The 17,332-nt window shown below is 69.9% G+C and carries 13 protein-coding genes; 4 read left to right on the top strand and 9 right to left on the bottom strand.

Translation table 11 applies throughout. The annotated features are described in order from the left end of the window. The coding region (locus tag KGQ19_RS40110; RefSeq protein ID WP_212019276.1) for a WD40 repeat domain-containing serine/threonine-protein kinase at nucleotides 1-2,938 on the bottom strand (2,938 nt) is incomplete at its 3' end. A gap of 78 nt (nucleotides 2,939-3,016) precedes the next feature. Here KGQ19_RS40110 and KGQ19_RS40105 point away from each other — a divergent pair. Continuing rightward, nucleotides 3,017-3,895, top strand: a complete 879-nt coding sequence (locus KGQ19_RS40105; protein WP_212019274.1) for a tetratricopeptide repeat protein — start codon at nucleotides 3,017-3,019, stop codon at nucleotides 3,893-3,895. An 87-nt stretch (nucleotides 3,896-3,982) separates the two neighbouring features. Here the strand turns inward: KGQ19_RS40105 and secY are convergent, their stop codons facing one another. The 4 genes from secY to KGQ19_RS40085 all read right to left on the bottom strand — a co-directional run bounded on the left by secY (nucleotide 3,983) and on the right by KGQ19_RS40085 (nucleotide 8,173). Then, a complete protein-coding gene (gene secY, locus KGQ19_RS40100) occupies nucleotides 3,983-5,332 on the bottom strand; it encodes a preprotein translocase subunit SecY (protein WP_212019272.1) in 1,350 nt (449 codons plus the stop codon). 55 nt (nucleotides 5,333-5,387) lie between these two features. Then, nucleotides 5,388-5,882: a hypothetical protein gene (locus KGQ19_RS40095; protein WP_212019270.1), complete on the bottom strand. Its 495-nt coding sequence runs from the start codon at nucleotides 5,880-5,882 to the stop codon at nucleotides 5,388-5,390. A gap of 67 nt (nucleotides 5,883-5,949) precedes the next feature. After that, on the bottom strand, nucleotides 5,950-6,453 hold the full coding sequence (locus KGQ19_RS40090; RefSeq protein ID WP_212019268.1) for a SigE family RNA polymerase sigma factor: 504 nt from the start codon (nucleotides 6,451-6,453) through the stop codon (nucleotides 5,950-5,952). Between the two features lie 700 nt (nucleotides 6,454-7,153). Continuing rightward, nucleotides 7,154-8,173 (bottom strand): alpha/beta fold hydrolase, encoded by a 1,020-nt coding sequence (locus KGQ19_RS40085; protein ID WP_212019266.1) that lies wholly within the window; start codon nucleotides 8,171-8,173, stop codon nucleotides 7,154-7,156. A gap of 242 nt (nucleotides 8,174-8,415) precedes the next feature. Here KGQ19_RS40085 and KGQ19_RS40080 point away from each other — a divergent pair, with 242 nt between their 5' ends. Further along, nucleotides 8,416-10,278, top strand: a complete 1,863-nt coding sequence (locus tag KGQ19_RS40080) for an alkaline phosphatase family protein (RefSeq protein WP_212019264.1) — start codon at nucleotides 8,416-8,418, stop codon at nucleotides 10,276-10,278. Nucleotides 10,279-10,534: 256 nt separating this feature from the next. Here KGQ19_RS40080 and KGQ19_RS40075 read toward each other — a convergent pair whose 3' ends face one another. Beyond that, entirely contained in the window at nucleotides 10,535-11,002 is a 468-nt protein-coding gene (locus tag KGQ19_RS40075) for a winged helix-turn-helix transcriptional regulator (RefSeq protein WP_212019262.1), read from the bottom strand. 131 nt (nucleotides 11,003-11,133) lie between these two features. On the opposite strand from KGQ19_RS40075, the gene KGQ19_RS40070 reads away from it, so the two are divergent. Together KGQ19_RS40070 and KGQ19_RS40065 are read left to right on the top strand one after the other, a co-directional pair. After that, nucleotides 11,134-12,240, top strand: a complete 1,107-nt coding sequence (locus tag KGQ19_RS40070) for a phosphotriesterase family protein (RefSeq protein ID WP_212019260.1) — start codon at nucleotides 11,134-11,136, stop codon at nucleotides 12,238-12,240. Nucleotides 12,241-12,249: 9 nt separating this feature from the next. Further along, complete coding sequence (locus KGQ19_RS40065) at nucleotides 12,250-13,107, top strand: PaaX family transcriptional regulator (protein WP_212019258.1); 858 nt, start codon at nucleotides 12,250-12,252, stop codon at nucleotides 13,105-13,107. A gap of 55 nt (nucleotides 13,108-13,162) precedes the next feature. On the opposite strand, the gene KGQ19_RS40060 is transcribed toward KGQ19_RS40065, so the two are convergent. The 3 genes from KGQ19_RS40060 to boxC all read right to left on the bottom strand — a co-directional run bounded on the left by KGQ19_RS40060 (nucleotide 13,163) and on the right by boxC (nucleotide 17,179). Further along, the gene (locus KGQ19_RS40060) at nucleotides 13,163-14,011 is read right to left on the bottom strand and encodes an amidohydrolase family protein (protein ID WP_212019256.1); all 849 of its coding nucleotides are present in this window, start codon (nucleotides 14,009-14,011) and stop codon (nucleotides 13,163-13,165) included. Between the two features lie 73 nt (nucleotides 14,012-14,084). Beyond that, complete coding sequence (gene boxB, locus KGQ19_RS40055; RefSeq protein ID WP_212019254.1) at nucleotides 14,085-15,503, bottom strand: benzoyl-CoA 2,3-epoxidase subunit BoxB; 1,419 nt, start codon at nucleotides 15,501-15,503, stop codon at nucleotides 14,085-14,087. 5 nt (nucleotides 15,504-15,508) lie between these two features. Then, nucleotides 15,509-17,179 carry a 2,3-epoxybenzoyl-CoA dihydrolase gene (gene boxC / locus KGQ19_RS40050; RefSeq protein WP_212019252.1) on the bottom strand — a complete coding sequence of 557 codons (1,671 nt, stop codon included), beginning with the start codon at nucleotides 17,177-17,179 and terminating at the stop codon, nucleotides 15,509-15,511. Between the last annotated feature and the right edge of the window lie 153 nt (nucleotides 17,180-17,332).

The following is a 17,332-nucleotide window of genomic DNA, read 5'->3' as shown; positions in this document are numbered from 1 at the left end:
GGGCGAGTGGGTGGGACCAGATGGTTTGGCCGGTGGTCAGGTCTCGGGCCTGGATGGTGCTCGCGGGTGTTCCATGCGTGCACTGGTGGGTGACCCGCTCCACCGGCGTCATGCGGGTGAACTTCATGGCGGCCGGGCCGTCGCTGTTCTCGCCGATCGGCGTGGTGGGGGCGACGGTGATCAGCCGTGTGGCGTCCACGCTCAGGTATGCCTCGACTGCTTCGGGGATCCGGACGTCGAGTTCGCGGCCTTCGAAGGTGCCGAGGATGTGCAGCCGGGCCGCTTTGCCGTCGCGGCTCATCAGCAGGAGGTAGCGGCCGTCGGCGGTGACGCGCATCAGGTATGGGGCGGTGATCCAGCGGGTGGAGCCCTGCTCGGCGTGCTCCAGATCCCAGCGCGTGACCCGGCCGTCGGCGTTGGCCGAGAAGCCGGTGCCGCCGTCCGGGCTGACGTGGACGGCGTGGGTCCAGCCCCGGCCGGTGCGCTCCCCGAGGGTCGACACCAGGCGGATGCCGGTCAGCGTCGTCTTCTCGCAGGACTCGCTCAGCAGCCGCCAGGCCCGTGTGGTCTCCGGCAGCAGGCGGTGGCCGGGTAGCTCGCGCATTTCCCGGACGGCGTCCAGGGCGGCCGCGAGGTCGCCGGCGCGCCAGGCTTGCTCGGCCTCGGCGGTGAGTACGGCCGCGCGCTCGGCGGCGACCGATGCCTCGATCTGGAAGCGCAGCTGTGAGGGCCAGTAGGGGCTGGGGCTAGTCGGGCTCGGTCCGGGGCGGAGGGCGGCGGAGCCGTGGACGCCGCCGACGAACGCCATGGATCCGTCGGGGCTCCACGCGATCGTGCGCGCGGCGCCGGGCATCGGCTCGTCGAAGGTGCGCAGGCAGCGGCCGGCGGCGATGTCCCAGAGCCGGAGCCGGTCTTCGTTCCCTGACGTGAACGCGTACGCGCCGTCGGGACTGAGCTGCGCGAACTCGGCCTTCCTGCGGTAGCCCTGCCACTCGCGCAGCTTCTGGGCCGGCCGGGTTCGCCAGAGCTCGAAGTGTCCGTCCGCGTGGCAGATCAGGGCACTGGTTCCGTCGCGGCTGACGTCAGCCGCCCCGATGACGCTGTCCCCGGCCGGGATCTCGGCGAGGACCTCGTCGGTCGTCGGATCCCACAGCAGCGCCCGCTCGTGGCCGAACACGAGGGCGGTCCGGCAGTCCTGGCTCACCCGCAGGCAGTACGACTGGACCGCCCGCTGGCGTATCACGCGGTCCACGGCGATGTTCCAGACCACCACGGTGGTGTCACTGGCGACGATCGCCGTGCTCGCGCCCGGGCTGAGCCAGACGGAATGCACGGCGCCGTCCATCCGGAGCACGCCGGTCCGGTCGCCGGCCAGATCCCGCCATCGCACCGTCCCGTCTTCGCCGCCGGTGAGCAGGATGTCGCCGTAGTCGTCGAGGGCGACGCTCTGGATGAGCCCGCGATGGCCGGTGTCTGCCGGCAGTGGCGTCACGTCTCCGGTGACCGGATCCAGGAAGCTGATATCAGAGCCGCTGTTCGTCCGGTCGGTCGCCACCACGACCCGGCTTCCGTCGACCGGCCAGGCCGCGCTCAGGACGTGGTCGGTGAAGACGCAGTCGGGTGTGGACGGGCCGAGATCGGCGCGTGCCAATCGGTTCCGGAGCTCGTCGGCCTCGGCCGTCGGTGCCAGCGCGAGCACATCCGTGCTCTGACTCCAGGCGCCGACCGGGTCCCCGCTCTCCAGCAGCACCAGGCACTTCAGATACGCGGCGACCCAGCCGTCGGGGTCGGTGTCGGCGGCGGCGTCGAGCTGCTGGAGGATGGTCTCGTCGCTGAGTCCGCCCCGGCGCCAGTGCCAGATCCCTGAGTTGTAGAGGGTCGGCAGGTGATGCGGCTCGGTGGCCAGCGCCTTGCGCCACGTCTGTTCGGCTTCGGCCGGGCGATCGAGGTCGACCAGGGACAGCGCCCGGTTGTTCAGCACGTCGCCCAGGCTCCGGACGGTCGGACGGTATGCACGCGGATACGCCCGCCCGAGCTCGCGCCGATAGACGTCCTTCAATGCGTCGGCGACCGCGATCATCCCTTGCGGCCGGTCTTCGGCCTCCGGCGCGAAGCACTGCGACAGGAGATGGGTGACGCCGACCGGCATCGCAGGATACTGCGGATCCGGATCACTCAGAAACGCTTCCAACGCCTCGGCCGCGATATGCCCGCTGATCCAGGAGACGCCGCCGCGGAACATCTCCAGCACCCCGACAGCCCAGCTCCACACGTCCGTCTGCCGGGTCACCCGCTCGCGGCGGAACTGCTCCGGCGAGCAATACGCCGGCGTCATCCCGCGATAGGTGACGACGCCCGCATCAGATGATGCCCTGGGTGCCCCAGACGCTTCGGATGCCCCGGATGCCTGCCCGGCCCGACTCGTCGCCACCGCGCGCGCCTTGGCCAGCCCGAAGTCCGTGACCTTCAGCGTGTCGTCACCGGCCACCATCATGTTCGACGGCTTGACGTCCTGGTGGACCAGGCCCTGGTCATGCGCTGCCGCCAGCCCCCACGCCGCCTGGATCGCGAAGTCCAGGATCCGCGCCAGGACCGATTCCTGCGAGCCCTGATACAGCCGGCCCTCGCCGATCCACTGCTCCAGATCGGAGCCCGCCACGTATTCGGCGAAGATCCGCGGCACACCCTCGATCATCCGGACGTAGTGGCAGGCCACGACATTCGGATGAGGATCGAGTGAGACCCACGCCTCGGCCTCGCGCACAAAACTCTCCCGCGCGGCGGCGTCGTGCAGGACGCCCGGCAGCGCCGACTTCATCGCCAGGTCGATGCCCCAGGCGAGGTGGCGGACCCGGTGGACCTCCCCCATCCCGCCCCGGCCGAGCAGGCCCACGACGGCGTAGCGGTCGGCGAACGCGTCGGCGACAGGCACCGTCATCGGCGTGCCCGCCGATCCCATCGGCGGTGTGCGACGATGGGTCGCACGCCCCGAGCCTGCACAAACGGGAGTGACGTCATGCTGCTCAAATGTACCGGCGAGAACTGCGAGCGTCTGCTTTCGGTCTCCCGGATCCCCGGCGGGAACCCGGTCGTGGCCCAGAACCCGGAGCTGGTGACCGCCGATTTCCTGCTCTGCGCCGAGTGCGGCGCCGGGCTGTGCGACCGCTGCCTGGCCGGCAAGACCGGCCTGTTCAGCCAGCCGCAGTGCACGGTGTGCGGCGGCGAGATGCGCAAGCCGGACATCGCGAAGCTGCTGCCGCCGCCGGGACGCCGGCCCGCCGCGTCTGCGGACGACGGCTTCCTGCGGCACTTCGACGAGGCGCGTGCCCTGCAGAAGGCGGGCCGGAACGCCGAGGCGCTGGCCGAGTTCGAACAGGCCGCCGCGCTCCGGCCGCAGGAGCCGATCGTAGAGGTCGGGCGGGCGACCACGCTGTGGCAGCTGGGACGGTTGGAGGAGGCGCTGGCCGCCTTCGACCGGCTGGCTCGGCATCGGGACGACGACCCGCAGCTGCACTGCTTCCGGGCCGAGATCCTGCGCTCGCTGCGGCGCGATGACGACGCGGTCGCCGCCTATCAGCAGGCGCTGGCGATCGACCCGGCGGCGCTGGACGACGATCTGCGGGCCGCGAAGTTCACGGCCTCAAGGCTGATGGGCGCCGACCGGTTCCGCGAGGCCGAGGCGGTGATGCGGCGGTTGGCGGCCGGCGGCGACGTCACCGCGGTGCTCAACGTCGGCTACCTGTGTGCCCGCACCGATCGGATGGGGGAGGCGCTGCAGTGGTATCAGCGTGCTGCGGACCTCGGCGACCCGGACGCGATCGAGTTCCTGCGGAGCAATCCGTTCGGCGGACAGTCGGAGGCGCGCACGGGGCGGCGCTGGGGGCGCAAGGGCTGAGGATTCCCGGCTACCGGCTACCGGCTACCGGCTACCGGCTACCGGCTACCGGCTACCGGCCACCGGCTACCGGCCACCGGCCGTCGCTCATCGCAGGAACCCCTCGTAGTTGTGCTGCTGGAGCTGCGACTCGATCTGCTTCACCGTCTCCAGGCCGACCCCGACCATGATCAGGATCGTGGTGCCGCCGAACGGGAAGCTGCCGGTCGCGTGCAGCCGGTCCAGCGCGATCATCGGGATCGCCGCGACCACCGCCAGGTAGAGCGCGCCGGGCCAGGTGATGCGGGTCGCGGTGTAGTGCAGGTACTCGACGGTCGGCCGTCCGGAGCGGATACCGGGGACGAAGCCGCCGTACTTCTTCATATTGTCGGCGATCTCCACGGTGTCGAAGGTGATCGACATGTAGAAGAACGCGAACCCCAGGATCAGCAGCAGGTAGGAGAGCGTGTAGGTCAGCGGGTAGCCGTGGATCGTCGTGGTGAGGTTCCGGTTGATCCAGCCCTGCCAGCCCCGGGTCGCCGTGCTGCCGCCGGTCAGGCCGACCAGCATCACCGGCATCTGGAGCAGCGACGAGGCGAAGATGACGGGCACCACGCCGGACTGGTTCAGCTTGAGCGGGATGTACGTCGAGGTGCCGCCGTATGCGCGCCGGCCGACCATGCGCTTGCTGTACTGGACCGGGATCCGGCGCTGGCCCTGCTCGACGAAGACGACCGCGGCGACGACCACTATTCCCAGCGCCAGGACCGCGGCGAACACCGGCCAGCCGCCCAGCGTGTGCGAGTTCAGCTTGATCGCCCACAGTGAGCCGGGGAACCTGGCGGCGATCGAGGTGAACATCAGGATGGACATCCCGTTGCCGACGCCACGGTCGGTGACCAGTTCGCCGAGCCACATCAGCAGCGAGGTGGCGGCCGTCATGATGATCACCATCACGGCCGTGCCTTCCCAGGTCACCGCCGGGTAGAAGACAGCGACGCCGTCGCATTTCTGACCGAGCAGGTAGCCGGGGTTGTTGCGGGCGGCGGTCAGGGTCATCGTCGATTCCAGGACCGACAGGCCGATCGTCAGGTAGCGGGTGTACTGGGTGATCTTCGCCTGCCCGGTCTGGCCTTCCTTCTTCAGCGCTTCCAGGCGCGGGATCACGACGGTGAGCAGTTGCAGGATGATCGACGCCGTGATGTAGGGCGTGATGCCGAGCGCGAAGATGGACAGCTGCTGCAGGGCCCCGCCCGAGAACAGGTTGAGCAGACCGAAGGCCTGGCTGCCGGTGCCGGACCGGGACGACGCGCCGGTGCACGCGGCCAGCGTCCGGGTGTCGACGCCGGGGAGCGGTAGGTGCGCGCCGAGGCGGTAGAGGGCCATGATGGCGAGGGTGAAGAGTAACTTTCTTCGTAAATCGGGCGTGCGGAACGCGCGGAAGAACGCGGTGAGCATCGAGGGCCCTCCGTGGGGGGTGGAGATCTAGGTTTGTATTCGGGGGTGGAGCGGGCTACATCCAGGCGGCCGCTCTGAGAAAGGTCAACGTGCCACGGTGCGCCGTTCGCCAGGTCGCGACGGCGCTGGCTACCGATGCCGTGACAGTGACCGTGACCGTGGATGTGGGCACGGCAGTGGACGTGGACGTATCCAGCGTGTCCGACATAGTCGTCGGGAACAGGCCGGTCGGCGTCCGTGCGCCGGGAAGATCGGGCAGCTCAGGCCCCTGATTGCCGCCATAGGTCCCACTGCCGGGGATGTTGGCCGGACGCGCCGCCGTCCCCGAGTCGTTCAGCGCATAGGCGGTGCCCAGCCCGATCGCCGCCGCGGCCGCCGCCGACCCGACGGCCTTGCCGACCATCCGGTGCCGCCGGACCCGCTGTCCGCGGTCGAGCGCGCGGCGGGTCAGGGCGTCGATGTCGGGCCGGCACTCGGCCGCGGTGGTGTCGAACGCGGCGCGCACCGTTCCGGTGCCGTCCGCGGCGGTCTCGAAGATGTCGGTGGACACAGCTCGGCCGTCCTTCCTTATAGTGCGTCTATTGGGAGTCTGTGTCTGTTCGGACCTGCGGCGGTGGCTAGCCGGGCAGTCGTTCGGGGAACACCTCACTGAGCGCGACCCGCAGCCGGCCCAACGCCCGCGAGGACTGGGTGCGGACCGAGGCGGAGCTGATGTGCAGCACCGCCGCCACGTCCTCCACGCTCAGGTCCTCCCAGTACCGGAGCACGACCACCGCCCGATCCCGCGCGGACAGCTGCGCCAACTCCGCCAGCAGCGTCAGCCGCACCGTGGAATCGACGTCCTCGATGACTCGCTCCGGCGGCTCGGCGATCGGCTGCTCCGAAGAGCGCTTGCGCCGCCGCTGGCTGATGAAGGTGCGGGTGAGCACGGTCTGGGCGTAGGCGGCGGGATTCTCCACCTTGCTGACCCGCCGCCACGCCACGAACACCTTGACGAGCGTGTCCTGCATGAGGTCCTCGGCCAGGTGCCAGTCCCCACCGGCCAGGAAGTAGGCGGTACGGAAGAGTCGGGCCCCGTGGGCGGCAGTGAACTCCTGGAAGGCCTGCCGATCATCCTTCATCTCCTCTGCCTTCATCGCCCGCGCTGGTTGACGTCCACATAAGGTTCAACGCGCGGAGGCGGGCGCCGTGTGACAGGTTCGGGCGAGGAGTTTCGGCGGCGCGATACGAGCGCTAGCGCCGGCGCTTTCCGGAACGTCGGCCGGGTGCGAAGAGTTCCTGGCTCGCGCTGCACAACTCGTGGCACTCTCCCCAGCGCGCGACGGCGCTTGGGCCCCACGCGGCGAGTTCACCCGGGAGCATTTGGACCTGCCTGCGCCCAGACGGCGTGTTCGCCAGCCGCATGGCCTCGGCCACAGAACGCTGTAATACCCGTTCTGCGGGAATGCGCACCGTCGCGCCCAGCTCGGTCGGCGCCGGTGAGTCTGAAGACGGTCTGTGTGCGCTCGTAGATCGCGTGCCTGAGCCACTGTCGCTGCTGTGGCGATGCCAGCTGAGGCACCTCGCCTATTAGCGAGGCCGCGCCGGGGCTCATGAAGCGTGCATCCTCCACCATGCGGTCGGCCCTAGATGATTGGTTCCTGGGCGTACTGGCGCGAAACGGCACGCAGCCTCTGGCTGCCAAGGGCACAGTAGCGGCGCCCGCCCACCCCGGCCGGCCACCCGAAGCCAACCAGGCTGAGGGGCGGCCGTCCGGGGCGCCGCGGGTGTTCGACGAGCCTGTTCAGCCGCTTGTCGCCGTAGGCGGTGTGGCCAGGTGCTTCAGCCGGCGCGCGCCGCCAAAGCCGCGACCGCCGCGGCGACCGCCGCCGGGCTGTTGACCGAGGTGAGGTGCTGGGCGCCGGGGATGATCGTCGGGGCCGGGGCGCCGATGCGGGCGGCGGTGGTCTGCGGCGAGTGCGGGGGATAGGAGGAGTCGGCGCCGCCGAACACGACCGCCTTGGGGATCGGGAGCGTGGCGAGTTGGGCCAGCCGGGACGGAGGCAGGCCGGCCACGCCGAGGTTCACCATGCTCCACAACGCTTCCTCGGCGCCGGGGACCTCCAGCGGGCGCCGCCACTGGTCCAGGCCCGCGGCGTCCAGCTTGGGGCAGCCGGAGCCACAGGTGGCGTCGTAGATCGCGCGGATGACGGTGTCGGAGCGGATGGCCAGCCGCATCAGGGTCGTGCGATAGGGGTTGAGGAACAGATGTGTCAGCGGGGTCTTCTGGCCCGCGCCGGTGGCCAGTCCGTCGCCGTCGAGGAACATGACGCCGCCGACGTCGGCCGGCTCGTCCAGGGCTGCCAGCGCGCTGACGGCCGCGCCGCTGGAGTGGCCGACCAGGATCGGACTGGCCAGGTGCAGGGCCTCGATGAAGGCGTTGACCTGGCGGGCCTGGTGGCCGACGTCGAAGGGGGCGACCCGCTGCGTGTAGCCCCAGCCGTCGACGTCCAGCGCGTAGACCCGGTGGCCCTGCGCGGCCAGTAGCGGGGCGAGGTACTGCCAGGTGTCCGCGGATTCCACGAAGCCGTGGACGAGGACGATCGGCGTGCCGGTCGTGCCCCACTCGCGGTAGCGGGTCCGGACGTCGCCGGCCTGGACGTAGGTCAGGCCGGACGGGACGGCGGCGCGGCCGTCGGTGGCGGCGTTGTAGGCGGTGGACAGGAAGGTGCCAGCGAGAAAGAGCACTGCGACGGCCTTCGCCAGCCGGCGCAGCCAACGCCGCCGACGCGAGCGGTAGGCGATCAGCGGTTCGGCCTCGATGTCCTCGGCCGGGTGCTCGCCGAGATCTGTCGTGCTCACATCCACTCACCAGACGATAGTCGGCGCTGCGGCTGAAAGGTGTGGAGGCTGACATGACCCTGGCCGTCCGCCGCGGTCGGCGCTACGGTGCCCACAGGCCGGAGTTGGTCAGACAACTCGGTGTTGGCTGTACAACTTCGATCCGTTCACCGGGCACAGATATCCCGTCAATGTCATCGCCGCATAGTCGTGTCCCGGCCGGCCGAAGTCGGCATCACAGTCGCCGTCGGAAAGGATCCTGTATGAGTTCCCGTACCGCGAGAGGCGGCCGGGCCGCGGTGGTCGCCTCGACCGCCGCACTGGCCCTGCTGGCCGGTGTCATGTCCGTGACGACCGCCCGCCCGGCCCACGCCGCGACGGGCCGCACGGCAGCCGCGGCCGCGGCCACGACCAGCGCCAACCTGCTGGTCGACCCCGGCGCCGAGGACGTGGCCCAGTGCTCGTCCGACGGCCTGGACGGCATGACGGTGCCGGGCTGGACGATCGCCGCGGGCGAGCCGAACGCCGTGTGCTACGGCGCCTCCGGCTACCCCGACGCGAACACCTCCGGCCCGCCCGATCGCGGCAACCAGTTCTTCGACGGCGGCGCCACCGGCGACTCCGACCTGGCGCAGACCGTCGACGTCTCGGCCGCCGCCTCGGCCATCGACGCCGGGGGAGTGCCGTTCGACATGTCCGGCTGGCTCGGCGGGTACGCCGACCAGAACGACCGCGTCGGCATGACGGCCACCTTCCTCGACGGCTCCGGTGCCTCGCTCGGCACCTCGGCCATCGCGCCGGTGACCAACACCGACCGCGGCAACACCACCGAGCTCCTGCAACGCGACGACACCGGGACGTTGCCGACCGGTACCCGCTCGATCCGCGTGGACCTGGCCTTCACCTGGACCACCGGCAACACCACCGACGGCTACGCCGACGACTTGTCGCTGACGGTCGGCGCCGACGTGCCCACGCCGACCCTGACCGCCCCGCCCTCCTCGGTCCCCGGCGGCTTCGACCACGTCTTCGTGGTCTACATGGAGAACCAGGACTACTCCGGCATCGTCGGCAACACCTCGCAGGCCCCCTATATCAACAGTCTGCTGTCGCAGGGCACGTCGTTGAGCCAGGCCTATGCCACCACGCACCCCTCCGACCCCAACTACGTGGCGCTCGCCGCCGGCGGCCTGTACGGCCTGCACGACAACAGCATCGCCACCACCACGATCAACGCCCCGAACCTCGGCAACAGCGTCGAGGCCGCGGGCAAGACGTGGAAGACGTACGTGGAGAACGAGAACGGCAACTGCGACTACTCCTCGCACGCCTACTACGCCCCGGACGACGTGCCGTTCACGTTCTTCCAGGACTTCAAGTCCGACGAGTCGGCGACCGGCTACTGCGCCCAGCACGACCAGCCGCTCACCCAGATGACCACCGACCTGCAGTCGACGGCCACCACTCCCAACTTCGTCTGGTTCGAGCCGGACGACTGCGACGACATGGAATCCTGCGGCGTCACGGCCGGCGATACCTGGCTGCAGAACACCCTGCCGACCATCTTCAACTCCCCGGCCTGGACCCAGCAGAAGTCGCTGCTGATCCTCACCTGGGACGAAAGCTCCAGTAAGTCCTTCGGCCAGGGGTACCCGAACAACATCCCGACCCTGCTGCTCGGATCGCAGGGCTCGGTCAAGGCCGGCTACACCAGCTCCCAGCGCACCGACCAGTACGGCCTGCTGCGCACCGTGGACCAGGCCCTGGGCCTGGCCCCGCTGACCAACAACGACACCTACGCGGCCACCGTCAACGACGCCTGGGGCCAGAACCAGAACGCCGTCTCGACGCTGACCACCGCCACGCCGACCGTGACCAACGGCTCCTCGGTCACCTTCAACTACGCGACGCCGGCCGCCACGAACAGCGCGAAGAACTGGATCGGCATCTACAAGCCCGGCGACACCCCCGGTACGCAGGCCTCCACCGCCTGGCAGTACACGCCCGGAACCGGCGGCAGCACTACCTTCACCGCGAACTACGGCCCGGGTAACTACGAGGTCTACTACTTCAACAACGACGGCTATACGGTGCTCGCCGGGCCGATCGGGCTCACGCTGAGTTAGCTGGCAAGCTTCGGGCTCCGCGAGCTTAGGCGCTGGACCAGCCATCCGGTACTCCGGTACCGGGTGGCTGCTGCGTGTCGGCCACGGTTTCCCCGCGGCAGCCGCGCGCCTGCCCCGCAGCTGCCACGCGCTTGCCCCGCAGCCGCGGCCTGCTTGCCCCGCAGCCGCCGCGGGCCTGCTCAGTACCTGCCGCCCTGAGCCGGTCCGCACTCGCTACGCGCCGCGCTGCACCTGCCCCACACCTGCCCCACACCCGTCACCGCTCAGCTGTCCCGATCGGCAGCGGCTCGCCGAGTGCCGTCTGCTCCGGACGCACCGGGCTGCCGTCGGGCCGGGCATAGGCCAGGTGTCGCAGCGGCTCCCCGGTCCGCTGGTCGATCAGCGGCCGGTAGTCCTCGCCGGGGTCGAAGGCGTGGCGCTCGCCCCACTGGCGCAGCGCGATGATCACGTCGAACAGGTCGGCGCCCTTCTCGGTGAGCGCGTAGGCCTGGTAGGCCGAGGTGTCCGCGGCCGGCTCGGTGCGCAGGATCCCGGCCTCGACCAGGCCGGTGAGCCGGTCGCTCAGGATGTTCTTGGCGATGCCCAGGCTGCGCTGCAACTGGCTGAAGCGGCGCGGGCCGTCGAAGGCGTCGCGCAGGATCAGCAGCGTCCACCGGTCGCCGACCAGGTCGACGGTGCGCAGCACCGGACACAGCTTGGTGTCGGTCTGCTGCTCGCTGGCCACGGTTCCTCCTCGGGGGCCGTCCGGTTGTGAAACAAGACTACATCGGTTGCAAATTGAAACAAACCCTCCCCGGACGCCACCGGGGGATGGTTCGGCGGGTGCCGAAGTGATCGGCGGCTAGCGTGCGGGGCATGGAATCGAGCCAGGCCGTGTGCCGGACGGTATGCGGCGATGTGGATGCCGGCGGCCTGGGTCGCGTGCTCACCCACGAGCATCTGCTCTCGCTGCTGCCGGGGCCGGGAGTGCTCGGCGGCCGGGTCGGCGATGCTGAATCCGACGCCGCCGAATCCGACCCCGCTGAATTCGACGCCGCGCGGATCGCGGCAGCGGTCGCGGCCTTGAGCGGCCTGCGGGAGGCGGGTTTCGGGACGGTCGTGGACCTGAGCCCCTACGGAGACGCGGGACGGGACGCGCACGGCGCGAACGCGGCGCTGCTCCCGCGCATCGCCGAAGCGAGCGGGCTGCACGTCATCTCCGGCACCGCCACCTATCGCGCCGAGTTCAGCCCCGAGTGGGTCCGGCGGGCCGGCATCGATGAGCTCGCGGACCGGTTCGTCGCCGACGCCACCACCGGCATCGGCGAGAGCGGGGTGCGGGCCGGAATCCTCGGCGAGCAGCCGACCAGCGAGGGCCGCGTCACCGAACACGAGGAGCGCGGTCTGCGCGCCGCGGCCCGCGCGCATCACCGCACCGGCCTGTCGATCAACACGCACACGACGCACGGCACGATGGCCCTGGAACAGATCGACCTTCTCCAGGAAGAGGAGGTGCCCCTGGACCGGGTGGTGATCGGGCACATGGACAACCACCCCGACCTCGACTACGTCCGTCGAGTCCTGGACCGTGGCGTGACCGTGGGCTTCGACTCCATCGGCAAGGAGTACTGGGATGTGCGCCGGCCCCCGCCGGATGACCGGCAGCCCGACGGCCGTTTCGACAAGCCGGCGATCAAGCAGTCGGACCGCACCCGGGCGCACCGGCTGGCCACGCTCGTCGCCGAGGGATACGCCGACCAGATCGTCCTGTCCCAGGACCTGACCGGCGGCCAGATGTGGCTCAACCTCGCCACGCACGGCCGCCACGGCTACGGCTACCTCGGAGGAGTGTTCCTGACGCACCTCGGCGCACTCGGCATCAGCGCCGCCGCCATCGACAGGATGCTGATCGCCAATCCCGCGCGGCTGCTCGCGGTCGGCCATCCGTCCACCAAACCGAGACGTACCGAGCCATCCTTGTAGAATGGCCCCATGAGCGCGGACGATGACCTGGAGCCCGTCCCATCGCTGACGCGCCGCCAACAAACCGGGGCCCGCAGCGCCCGCTCGCTCCTGCTGACCGTTCTCGGCGAGTACGTCCGCCCCGGCGGCGTCCCGGTGTGGACCTCGACGCTGCTGCACGTGGCGGCCGGCCTCGGCCTCGAGGAGAAGACCGCGCGCCAGGCGCTGAACCGGATGGCGCTGGACGGCTGGATCGGGACCGAACGCGTCGGCCGCCGCGTGCGCTGGGCCCTGACCCCGCACGGTACGGTCCTGCTGACCGAGGGCGCGGAGCGGATCTACTCCTTCGGCCGGGACCGCGAGTCCTGGGACGGCCGCTGGCTGGTGCTGCTGGTCAGCGTGCCGGAGACCCAGCGGGACCTGCGTCACCGGCTTCGCAATAGCCTGACGTGGGCGGGGCTCGGCAGCCCGGCTCCCGGAGTCTGGGTCAGCCCGCACACCACTCGCGAGGCGGAGGCCAAACAGATCGTCGAGGAATTGGGCCTGCAAGCCGAAGCGATCTCCTTCTGCGGCCCCTTCGCCGGGGTCGGCTCGGAGCGCTCGATGGTGGAGCAGGCCTGGCACACCGGCGAACTCGCCGAGGCTTATGAAGACTTCCTCCTCCAGTTCGCCGGCCTGAGCCCACAATCCCCGGACGAGGTGCTGTACGCACAGATCCGCCTGGTGGACGAGTGGCGGCGCTTCCCGAGCCTGGATCCGCAGCTGCCGCCGGAACTGTTGCCGCCACAGTGGATCGGGCTGCGGGCCGCTAGCGTGTTCGAGGACTTACATCAGAGGTGGAACACAGCGGCCCGGGCTCGCTGGTCGGAGCTGGCGGCGCGGGAGTAGGGGAGCTGCTGCCAGGCTGCTGCCGAACTGTTGCCCGGGTGGCGCGGCCTCCGGCTCACCCTGTCGGCTTCAGGTTGTAGACCCGCGCAGCGTTCCCGCCGAGCACGAGCGCGGCGGTCTCCTCATCGGGACAGAGCTCTGCGACAGCCCGCGCGTTGCGCGCGATCCCGGGCACGCCGGGCCAGTCGGTCCCGAAGATCATCTTCCTGGTCAGCCGCTGCCAACTGTGCTGCGCGTAGTAGGTACGCAGCCGGGACGGCGGCAGCCCGGACAGCTCGATCCACACCCGCTCGTTGCTCAGCGCCATGAACGCCGCCGCGTCGTACCACCACCCGCGCCCGCCGTGGGCCAGCGCGATGTTCAGTGTGCGGAAGTCGCGCAGCACGTCGTCCAGGAACAGCGGATCAGCGTACTTGTTCATCGAACCGGGGAACGTGCTGGTGCCGCAGTGCACCACCAGCGGGATCCCGGCCGCCTGACAGAGCTCGTACGCCGGGTACAGGCTGGGGTCGTTGGCGGCGACCCCGGCGTGTACCGGGTGGAGTTTGCAGGCGACCGCGCCGAGGTCCAGCTGCCGCTGCAGCTCCTCCTCGATCGGATAGTGCAGGTGCGGGTTGACGTTGGCGATCGCCTTGATCCGCGCCGGGTTCGCGGCCGTGACCGGCAGCAGGTCCTCGATGGGCTGGATCCCGGTGGCCTTCGGGCTGTACTCGGCCAGCACCAGCGCGACGTCCACGCCCTCGCGCGCCAGGTACCGGTCGAACGCCGCCGGGCGCACGGTACCGGCGTCGTCATACACCTCGCCGAGCACGTCCGGATCGCCGAAGTCGTCGGCCCAGGCCCGCCAGGCGGGCTTGAGCGTGGGCAGGCGGGCGGCGTGCAGGTGCACGTCGATCAGTGTCATGCCGTCGAGCATCAGCGGGCCTGATCTCCTGAGGGACAAAGGAAGCGGGACAACCGGGAGGCGCTATGCGGTGCTAGGCGAGATGTACGTACTCGTATTCGAACGGCCTACCGTTGATCCCCACTCGCGGCGGGGCGATCCACGCGGCGATCTTCCCACGTTCGTGGACCGGCTTCATCAGGGAACGCACATACGTCTTGTCGACGTCGGTCGGCAGGAAGTCGCCTTTGCGTCGCTCCCACTCCTGAGCCGACAGCAACTCCCCGTCCGGAGTCGCCTCGATCCCGGCGAACGCCCCGACCCGCCGGTTGAACGCGATGTGCGGCAGCCGCAGCCGCTGCGGCAGGTCCGCCTCCTGAAGGATCCGGTTCCAGCGGTTGACGCCGTTCTGGCAGTCGCCGATGTACTCGCGCCGCAGGTCCGTGTTCAGCCCGACCAGCGCGGCCACCTCGGTCTGCGTCGCGGCCCCGTCGATCAGCGCGTCGACCAGGAACGAGTCGTCGGTCAGCCGGTGGTCGTCCTTGCGGCGGCCCTCGGCCCAGCGTCCCTTGATGCCGGCGGTGAAGTAGTTCGCGACGTTCGTGGAGGTCTCCGAGCCGAACAGGTCCAGCGAGACCGAGTAGTGGAAGTTGAGGTACTTCTGGATCGTGTCCAGCGGGATTGCTCCATACGCCACGACGTCATCGGTGTCGTTCTCGCGCATGAGCTGAGCGGTGCGCGCCACGATCCGGTCGATGCCGGTGGTGCCGACGAACATGTGGTGCGACTCCTCCTTCAACATGAACTCGCAGGTGCGCGAGAGCGGGTCGAAGGCGGATTCTTTCAGCGTGCCGAGCTGGTACTTGCCGTCCCGGTCGGTGAAGTAGGTGAACATGAAGAAGCTGAGCCAGTCCGGCGTCTCCTCGTTGAAGGCGCCGAGGATGCGCGGCGACTCCAGGCTGCCGGAGTTGCGGTGCAACAGCTGCTCGGCCTCCTCCCGGCCGTCCCGGCCGAAGTGCGCGTGCAGCAGGTAGACCATCGCCCACAGGTGCCGGCCCTCCTCGACGTTGACCTGGAACAGGTTGCGCAGGTCGTACAGGCTCGGGGCGGTGGCGCCGAGGTTGCGTTGCTGTTCGACGCTGGCCGGTTCGGTGTCGCCCTGGATCACGATCAGCCGTTGCAGGTCGGCGCGGTACTCGCCGGGCACCTGCTGCCAGGCCGGCTCGCCGCGGTGCTGGCCGAAGCCGATGCGCCGGTCGGGGTCGCGCTCGGCCAGGAAGATGCCCCAGCGGTAGTCGCGCATCGCGACGTGCCCGAAGTGGGCCCAGCCCTCGCGCCCGACGTTGACCGCCGTGCGCAGGTACACGTCCTGCGTCGGCAGCGTCGGGCCCATCGACTCCCACCAGGACAGGAAGTTGGGCTGCCAGGACTCCAGGGCCCGCTGCAAACGGCGGTCCTCGTGCAGCTCGACGTTGTTCGGGATCTTCTCGGAGTAGTCGGCGGCGGTCGTCATCGTCCTCACACTCGCTTCCGGTCGAAGTCGGCACGCTTGCCCGTCCCGTACACCCGCAGCGCGCCGTCCGGGCCGGAAGCGTTGGGCCGGGTGAAGATCCAGTTCTGCCAGGCCGACAGCCGCCCGAAGATCTTCGTCTCCAGCGTCTCGGGCCCGGCGAACCGGTAGTTGGCCTCCAGCCCGGTCAACGCGTCGGGGCTGAAACTGGCGCGCTCCTCCACGGCGATGCGAACCTCCTCGTCCCAGTCGATGTCGTCGGGGATGAAGGTCACCAGGCCGAGGCGTTCGGCTTCGGCCGCGTCCAGCGCCTTGCCCTCGGCGTTCGCGGCGGCCGCCAGGCTCACGTCATCGCCGTAGAACCGGGTGGCCAGGCGGCTCAGGCCGTTGCCCATCGGCAGGGGCCCGAAGTTCATCCGGCCCAGGGTGACGGTGGCCGGCTCGGCATCCGGGTCGCGCTCCTCGAACACCCCGGTGAGCTGGAAGGAGCGGTCGGCCGCGAGGGCGAGTTCCAGGAGCGAGCCGGCGAAGCAGCTGCCCGGCTCGATCAGGGCGATGAGGCTGCGGCTGGTGACGTCCAGCCGTTTGAGGGTGCGTCCCAGATACAGCAGGATCTCGTTGACCAGCCAGTCGCTCCGGTGTTCCGACAGCAGCGCGTCATAGGCCAGCACCCGGTCGGCGTCGCCTCGGGTCCGCAGGACCCAGGTACCGATCTCCGGCTCGTTCGTCCTCAGGTCCAGGATCAGGTCGTCCAGTTCGCGGGTCAGCGCCAGCGGCCAGAACCCGGCGCCTTGGGCGTGGACGGCGTCGGCGTCGGCCGGAGCATCCGTCTCGGGCCCCAGCACCGTGATCTCGGCGACCCCCCTGTCGTGATCGATCAGAGTTCTGACATACAGGTAGTCGATGTTCTCCTCGGTGCGCACCTTGGCGAGTCCGGTCAGCTCCACACCCGGTGCACCGGCCGGCCGGTTCGAGCGCGCGGCGAACTCGGCGGCCCGGGCGGCGACCGTCTCATCCCACACCGGCCGCGGCACCGCTTCATCCACCAGCCGCCACCGCACCGCCTTGCCGCCGGTCACGCCCTCGGCCCGGGTCGAGAAGTAGTCCGCGAGATCGCGCCGCACATGCCGCTTGTCGACCACACGGGTCAGCCCGCCGGTCCCCGGCAGCACCCCGAGCAGCGGCAGCTCGGGCAGCGACACCGCCGAGGAACGGTCGTCGACCAGCATGATGTGCTCACAGGCCAGCGCCAGCTCATACCCGCCGCCGGACGCGGTGCCATTGAGCGCGGCCAGGTAGGTCTGGCCGGAGTTCGCGCTCGCGTCCTCCATCCCATTGCGGGTCTCGTTGGTGAACTTGCAGAAGTTCACCTTCCACGCATGGTCGGAAGCCGCCAGCATCCGGATGTTCGCCCCGGCGCAGAACACCTTCTCCTTACCGCCGGTCAGCACGACCACCCGCACCTCGGGATGCTCGAACCGCAGCCGCTGCACCGCGTCGTAGAGCTCGATGTCCACGCCGAGGTCATAGGAGTTGAGCTTGAGCTCATAGCCCGGAACCAGCCCGCCCCGCTCGTCGACGTCCATCGTCACGGTGGCCACCGCACCGTCGAAGGCCAGGCGCCAGTGCCGGTAGCGGGACGGTTCGGTACGGAAGTCGATGCGCGGGCCGTCGGCCATCAGGCACTCCTTCGTCGGGCGTCGATAAAACTCTACATAAGTCTCAAGGGGCATCAAGGGTGCGTAGTATGTCGGGTGGTCAGGTGTGCCGGTGCCGCGTCAGGCAAGCTTTGCTCGGTGGTTCGCTACGCGCTGGTGGGTGGGGTTTGGGGG

The sequence above is a fragment of the Catenulispora pinistramenti genome, from assembly GCF_018274385.1.
GTDB classification, from domain to species: domain Bacteria; phylum Actinomycetota; class Actinomycetes; order Streptomycetales; family Catenulisporaceae; genus Catenulispora; species Catenulispora pinistramenti.
The sequence above is the reverse complement of the archived record's forward strand: the minus strand, read 5'-3'. Positions and strand labels throughout refer to the sequence as shown.

Excerpts from the sequence above, each read along its gene's own strand:
- KGQ19_RS40060 (WP_212019256.1), bottom strand. The coding sequence starts at position 14,011 with ATGACACTGATCGACGTGCACCTGCACGCCGCCCGCCTGCCCACGCTC.
- KGQ19_RS40090 (WP_212019268.1), bottom strand. The coding sequence starts at position 6,453 with ATGAAGGATGATCGGCAGGCCTTCCAGGAGTTCACTGCCGCCCACGGG.
- KGQ19_RS40065 (WP_212019258.1), top strand. The coding sequence starts at position 12,250 with ATGAGCGCGGACGATGACCTGGAGCCCGTCCCATCGCTGACGCGCCGC.
- KGQ19_RS40105 (WP_212019274.1), top strand. The coding sequence starts at position 3,017 with ATGCTGCTCAAATGTACCGGCGAGAACTGCGAGCGTCTGCTTTCGGTC.
- KGQ19_RS40070 (WP_212019260.1), top strand. The coding sequence starts at position 11,134 with ATGGAATCGAGCCAGGCCGTGTGCCGGACGGTATGCGGCGATGTGGAT.
- boxC (WP_212019252.1), bottom strand. The coding sequence starts at position 17,179 with ATGGCCGACGGCCCGCGCATCGACTTCCGTACCGAACCGTCCCGCTAC.
- boxB (WP_212019254.1), bottom strand. The coding sequence starts at position 15,503 with ATGACGACCGCCGCCGACTACTCCGAGAAGATCCCGAACAACGTCGAG.
- KGQ19_RS40080 (WP_212019264.1), top strand. The coding sequence starts at position 8,416 with ATGAGTTCCCGTACCGCGAGAGGCGGCCGGGCCGCGGTGGTCGCCTCG.
- secY (WP_212019272.1), bottom strand. The coding sequence starts at position 5,332 with ATGCTCACCGCGTTCTTCCGCGCGTTCCGCACGCCCGATTTACGAAGA.